We start from the raw sequence: 5726 nt of genomic DNA on the forward strand, positions 1-5726 counted from the left end.
TCGATCGCCACCTTCGAGGACATGCTGAAGCTGATCGAGCGGCGGCGCGACATCGCGCTGAAGCTGGACGTGGAGCGCTATGTGCGCCCGATCAGCTTCCGGCCCGGCGCCATCGAGTACGAACCGGCGCCGGGCGCGCCCGCCAACCTCGCCCAGCGCCTGGTCGGGCGGCTGAAGGAATGGACCGGCGAGCGCTGGCTGATCGCGGCGCAGGGCGGCGGCGGCGCCGAGAGCCTCTGGGAGAAGCAGAAGCGCGAGGCGCGCGAGGCCCGCGCGCGCATCGAGCAGCACCCCTTCATCGTTTCGGTGATGACGGCCTTCCCCGGCGCGGAGATCGTCGGCGTCCGCAACCTGCCGCAGCCCGACGCGGCGGCTCCCGCCTCGGAGGACGAGGCCGAAGACAATGACGAGGATTGAGCCGTGAAAGATCTTGGCGCCCTGATGAAGCAGGCCCAGGCCATGCAGGAGAAGCTGGCCGCCGCCCAGGCGAAGCTGTCGGACCTGTCGGTCGAGGGAACCTCCGGCGGCGGCATGGTGAAGGTGACGCTGAAGGGCTCGGGCGAGCTCGCCCGCGTCGACCTGGACGAGAGCCTGATGCAGCCCGGCGAGGGCGAGGTGGTCGCCGACCTGGTGGTCGCCGCCCACGCCGACGCCAAGCGCAAGCTCGACGCCGCCCAGGCCGAGATGATGCGCGAGGCCGCCGGCCCGCTGGCGGCCATGGGCCTGCCGGGGATGCCGAAGTTCTAGCTTGGCCAGCTCCGCCGGACCTGAAATCGAACGCCTGATCGGCCTTCTGGCCAAGTTGCCGGGGCTCGGGCCGCGGTCGGCCCGGCGCGCGGCGCTGGCGCTGCTCAAGCGGCGCGACCAGCTGCTGAACCCGCTCGCCGATGCGCTGGCCGAGGCCGCGGCGCGGGTGAAGACCTGCCAGGTCTGCGGCTCGCTCGACACCCAGGACCCGTGCGCCATCTGCGCCGACCCGCAGCGCGACCCCGGGCTGATCTGCGTGGTCGAGGAGGTGGGCGCGCTCTGGGCGATGGAGCGCGCGGGAGCTTTCAAAGGGCGCTACCACGTGCTGGGCGGCCTGCTGTCGGCGCTCGACGGGGTGGGGCCAGACGCGCTGCGGGTCGGTCCGCTGGTCAGCCGCGCCGGCGACGGGGCTGTGCGCGAGGTGGTGCTGGCGCTGCCAGCGACCGTGGACGGCCAGACCACCGCCCACTACCTGGCCGACCGCCTGGCGCCCGCCGGCGTCGAGGTGACCATGCTGGCGCGGGGCGTGCCCGTCGGCGGCGAGCTCGACTGGCTCGACGACGGCACCATCGCCCAGGCCATGCGCGCCCGGCGCCCGGCCTGAGGCGCCTTCGCGCGGGGAGATTTCCCCGACTCACCGGCTGCGCTAAGAACGCAGCATGAACGCCTCTCTGCTCGCGGCGCTGGTCTGCGCCCTGGTCGCTGTCGCTGCGGTCGCCTGGGGGTTCCTCGAGCGCAGGCGGGCCGGGGCGGCCGATGCGCGGGCGTTCGCGCTCACCGAGCGGGCCACCGCCGCCGAGGCGCGAGCCTTCCATCTGGAGCAGCAGCTGGAGACCCACGGCGAGCTCGCCAAGGCCCAGGCGGCGCAGTCGGCGAGCGCCGTCGCCGAGGCCCTGGTCAAGCAGACCGAGCAGACTTTCCTGAATCGCGAGCATCTGGCTCAGCAGCGCCTGGAGGCTCAACTGAAGCCGGTCGCCGACACCTTGGCCAAGTTCCAGGAGCAGGTGGCCGCCGTCGAGAAGACCCGCGCCGAGGAGACCGGGGGCTTGAAGGCGCAGATCGCCCAGCTGCTCGCGGCCTCGGCCGCCACCCAGGAGGAGGCGCGCAAGCTCTCCCAGGCGCTGCGGCGCGGCGCCGGCGTCCAGGGCCGCTGGGGCGAGCAGACCCTGCGCAACGTGCTGGAGGCCGCGGGCCTCGCCCACCGCTTCGACTTCCAGGAGCAGGCCTCGACCGACACCGAGGAAGGTCGGCGCCGGCCCGACGTCGTCGTGCGGCTGCCGGGCGGCGGGGTGTTCGTGATCGACGCCAAGTGCTCGCTGAACGCCTTCCTTGAGCTGCAGGAGGCGGCCGACGAGCTGACCCGCGACGCCTGCGGCCTGCGCCACGTGCAGAGCGTGCGCGGCCACGTCCAGGGGCTGTCGGCCAAGGCCTACTGGGACCAGTTCGACGCCTCGCCTGACTTCGTGGCCATGTTCGTGCCGCTGGACTCGGCGCTAGCCGCGGCCCTCGATCGGGCGCCGGACCTGATGAGCGAGGCGATGGAGCGCCGGGTGGTGATCGTCACCCCCACCACCCTTTTCGCGCTCTGCAAGGCGGTGGCCTACGGCTGGCGGGTCGAGGAGCAGGCGGTCAACGCCCGCAAGATCGCCGACCTCGGGCGCGAGCTCTACAAGCGGATCTCGGTGATGGGCGAGCACGCCGCCGGCGTCGGCAAGGCGCTGGGCCAGGCGGTCGAGCGCTACAACCGCTTCGCAGCCTCGCTGGAGAGCCAGGTGCTGACCCAGGCCAAACGGTTCGAGGATCTCAAGGTCGACCACGAGGGCAAGGAGATCACCGCCCTCGAGCCGATCGAGGGCGCCATCAGGCCGCTGGCGAAGCTCGCCGTAAGCGAGGCCGCGGAGTGACGCTGCTTCCCCCTGTGGGGGACGATCCGCCAGCGCTATAATCACCGACCTTGACGCTCAGGAATTCGGCACTTACCTGCGCCCCATGGCCATCCGCGAGATCCTCACCGTCCCCAATCCCCTGCTGAAGCAGGTGTCCGAGCCCGTCGCCGGGGTCGACGACGAGCTGCGCGCGCTGATGGATGACATGCTGGAGACCATGTACGACGCGCCGGGCATCGGCCTGGCGGCGATCCAGATCGGCGCGCCGAAGCGGGTGATCGTCATGGACCTGGCCCGCGAGGGCGAGGAGAAGCAGCCGCGCTACTTCGTCAATCCGGAGATCGTCTGGCGCTCGGAGGAGACCTCCGGCTACGAGGAAGGCTGCCTCTCGGTCCCGGAATACTACGACGAGGTGCAGCGTCCCTCGAAGGTCAAGATCCGCTACCTGAACTACCGGGGCGAGGCGATCGAGGAAGACGCCGAGGGCCTCTACGCGGTCTGCATCCAGCACGAGATGGACCACCTCGACGGCGTCCTCTTCATCGACCACCTGTCGCGCTTGAAGCGCGAGCAGGCGGTGAAGAAGGTGAAGAAGCTGAAGGCCGCTTAAGAGCTTCAGTCGTGCACGATCCAGCCGGCCGAGAGCTTGCTGGAGTCGACGTTCAGCAGCGTCATGGTCTCGCCGCCGGAGAGCGTGACGACCGTGTCCTGGCCAGACTGGGCGACGGTCCAGGTCTCGTCGCTGGCGACCACGATCCGGTCGCCGTCGGCCTGGGTGAAGTCGGTGACCACGTCGTGGCCGCCGTCGTGGGCGATGTAGAAGCGGTCGCCCCCCGCTCCGCCGGTGAGCGTGTCGTCGCCGCGGTCGCCGAAGAGGTGGTCGGCGCCCGCGCCCCCCAAGAGCAGATCGGCGCCCTGGCCGCCATGCAGCACGTCGACGCCGTCGCCGCCCTCCAAGGTGTCGTCGCCCAGGTTGCCGTTCATCGACAGATGGCCGTGGTGGCCGCAGACGTGGTCGTTGCCCTGACCGCCCATCAGGGTGTCGTCGCCGCCCTGGCCGCCGTCGATGGTGTCGTCGCCGCGGTTGCCGTTGATCACGTCGTCGCCGCCGGACCCGGTGACCTTGTCGTTGCCGTCGTGCGCGTGCACCTGATGGGTTCCAGGCCCGTCGCCGACGGTCATCACGTCGTCATTGTCGCCGCCCTCGACGTCGGTCGGCGAGGGCAGGGCGCCCACGATGGCCGAGGGCGTGGTGTTGTGCTCCAGCACCTGGCGCAGGTCCAAGACGGGAAGCCTGAAGCCGGACAGCTCGAAAACCGTGGCGCCGTTCTGGGTGTCGGTGACCCCCGTCACGACGCCGCCCATCGGCATGCCCTGGACATAGGTGAACCCATCGCCGGTGAAGGTCAGCAGGTCGGAGCCATAGCTGAGCGCGAATGTCGTGGCGGTCTCGGTGACCACATGGCCGCTGAGGACGCTGGCGAGACTGCCCGCCGCCGGCGCGGTCTCGTTCAATTCGATCTCGATGCCCATCGCTTGCTCAGCCTCCCACGTGCCGAAATTCGCAGCGGTCAAGCCATAGGTGGAGGACGGCGCCGGGCGCGTTAAGCGGAAGGGCTAATTGCCGGATACCTTGCCGCGGCGGGATTCACCCGGCCTTGTCCGCCGCGTCCTTGGCCTTGTCGCCGGCGTCCTTGGCTTCGTTCTTGGTGTCCTTGGCGGCCTTTTTGACCGAGGCGCCGAAGTCCTTGAGCGCGCCCTTCAGCTCGCTCTGCGCCTTCTTCACGTCCGGGTCGTTGGCGACCTTGTTCACGTCGACGCTGGCGTCCTTGACGCTGGACTTGACGTCCTCGCCCACCTTCCGGGCGTTCTCCTTGACGTCCTGGGCCGCGGCCTTGGTGTCGGCCTGGGTCTTCTGCTGGTCGGCCTTGTTGCAGGCCGCGACGGCGAGGGCCAGCCCCAGGCCCAGAACGACGGCGGTGCGCATGGATGTCTCCTTCGATGTTCGCGAACCAACGGCCAAGCTTTCCTGTGGGTTCCCTGACCGTTAAACCCTGCGCATGCGCCTGGCCTTCCTCGGCACCCCCGATTTTTCCGTCGCCGTGCTCGCCGCCCTGGTCGAGGCGGGGCACGAGATCGTCTGCGCCTATTCCCAGCCGCCGGCGCCGCGCGGCCGCGGCCAGACGCTGAAGCCCTCGCCGGTCCATGCCTTCGCCGAGGCCCGCGGCATCGCCGTCCTCACCCCGGCCTCGATGCGCGTTCCGGCCGAGATCGACGCCTTTGCGGCCCTCGGCGTCGACGCCGCGGTGGTGGTCGCCTTCGGCCAGATCCTGCCCGCCGCGGTGCTCGAGGCCACCAGGCTCGGCATGTTCAACCTGCACGCCTCGCTCTTGCCGCGCTGGCGGGGGGCGGCGCCCATCCAGCGGGCGATCATCGCCGGCGACGAGGTCACCGGCGTCGAGGTGATGCGGATGACCGAGGGCCTGGACGAAGGCCCGGTCCTGGCGACCGCGACGGTGCGCATCGGCCCCCTGGACACCGCGGGCGGGGTCCACGACCGCCTGGCGGCCGCCGCCGCCGATTTGATCGTCCGCACCTTGCCGCAGATCGAGGCCGGCCGCGCGGTCGAGACGCCGCAGGCCGCCGATGGGGTCACCTACGCCAAGAAGATCAAGACCAAGGAAGCGCGCATCGACTGGACGAGACCGGCGCGCGAGGTCGACCGCAAGATCCGCGGCCTCTCTCCGTTTCCGGGCGCCTGGTTCCTGCTGCCGACCGACAAGGGCGAGGTGCGGGTCAAGGCGCTCCTGTCGGCCTTCGAGGACGTCGATGGCGCACCCCCCGGGGCGGTGCTCGACGAGCGCCTGCTGGTGGCCTGCGGCGAGGGCGCGGTCCGGCTGCTGCGGGTGCAGCGCGAGGGCAAGGGCGCGCAGGCCGCCGAGGTCTTCCTGTGCGGCCAGGCCGTGGCGGCGGGGACGACGCTCGCCTGATGCCGCGCTACCGGCTGCTCATCGAATACGACGGCAGGCCTTACCACGGCTTCCAGGCCCAGGACGGCCTGGCGTCGGTGCAGGGCTCGATCGAACGGGCGGT

General features: G+C 70.8%; 7 protein-coding genes and 2 pseudogenes. 7 read left to right on the plus strand and 2 right to left on the minus strand.

Annotated elements, in window-relative coordinates; genetic code table 11:
- The 5 genes and pseudogenes from VJS38_RS07725 to def all read left to right on the plus strand — a co-directional run.
- A pseudogene (locus VJS38_RS07725) lies at positions 1 to 417 on the plus strand (DNA polymerase III subunit gamma/tau); the annotation flags it as partial.
- A gap of 3 nt (positions 418 to 420) precedes the next feature.
- Positions 421 to 747: a YbaB/EbfC family nucleoid-associated protein gene (locus VJS38_RS07730; protein ID WP_324087571.1), complete on the plus strand. Its 327-nt coding sequence runs from the start codon at positions 421 to 423 to the stop codon at positions 745 to 747.
- A 1-nt stretch (position 748) separates the two neighbouring features.
- Entirely contained in the window at positions 749 to 1351 is a 603-nt protein-coding gene (gene recR, locus VJS38_RS07735; protein WP_324087572.1) for a recombination mediator RecR, read from the plus strand.
- 55 nt (positions 1352 to 1406) lie between these two features.
- The gene (locus VJS38_RS07740) at positions 1407 to 2651 is read left to right on the plus strand and encodes a DNA recombination protein RmuC (protein ID WP_324087573.1); all 1245 of its coding nucleotides are present in this window, start codon (positions 1407 to 1409) and stop codon (positions 2649 to 2651) included.
- An 85-nt stretch (positions 2652 to 2736) separates the two neighbouring features.
- Positions 2737 to 3243 carry a peptide deformylase gene (gene def / locus VJS38_RS07745; RefSeq protein ID WP_324087574.1) on the plus strand — a complete coding sequence of 169 codons (507 nt, stop codon included), beginning with the start codon at positions 2737 to 2739 and terminating at the stop codon, positions 3241 to 3243.
- Between the two features lie 5 nt (positions 3244 to 3248).
- Here def and VJS38_RS07750 read toward each other — a convergent pair whose 3' ends face one another.
- Together VJS38_RS07750 and VJS38_RS07755 are read right to left on the minus strand one after the other, a co-directional pair.
- Positions 3249 to 4166 (minus strand): calcium-binding protein, encoded by a 918-nt coding sequence (locus tag VJS38_RS07750; RefSeq protein ID WP_324087575.1) that lies wholly within the window; start codon positions 4164 to 4166, stop codon positions 3249 to 3251.
- A 115-nt stretch (positions 4167 to 4281) separates the two neighbouring features.
- A complete protein-coding gene (locus VJS38_RS07755; protein WP_324087576.1) occupies positions 4282 to 4620 on the minus strand; it encodes a hypothetical protein in 339 nt (112 codons plus the stop codon).
- A gap of 73 nt (positions 4621 to 4693) precedes the next feature.
- Here VJS38_RS07755 and fmt point away from each other — a divergent pair, with 73 nt between their 5' ends.
- Both fmt and VJS38_RS07765 read left to right on the plus strand, forming a co-directional pair.
- On the plus strand, positions 4694 to 5623 hold the full coding sequence (fmt, locus tag VJS38_RS07760; RefSeq protein ID WP_324087577.1) for a methionyl-tRNA formyltransferase: 930 nt from the start codon (positions 4694 to 4696) through the stop codon (positions 5621 to 5623).
- Positions 5623 to 5726 (plus strand): annotated as a pseudogene (locus tag VJS38_RS07765) (tRNA pseudouridine(38-40) synthase TruA); the annotation flags it as partial. The gene fmt and the pseudogene VJS38_RS07765, both read left to right, overlap by 1 nt.

It is taken from the genome of Phenylobacterium sp. (assembly GCF_035276905.1).
GTDB lineage: Bacteria > Pseudomonadota > Alphaproteobacteria > Caulobacterales > Caulobacteraceae > Phenylobacterium.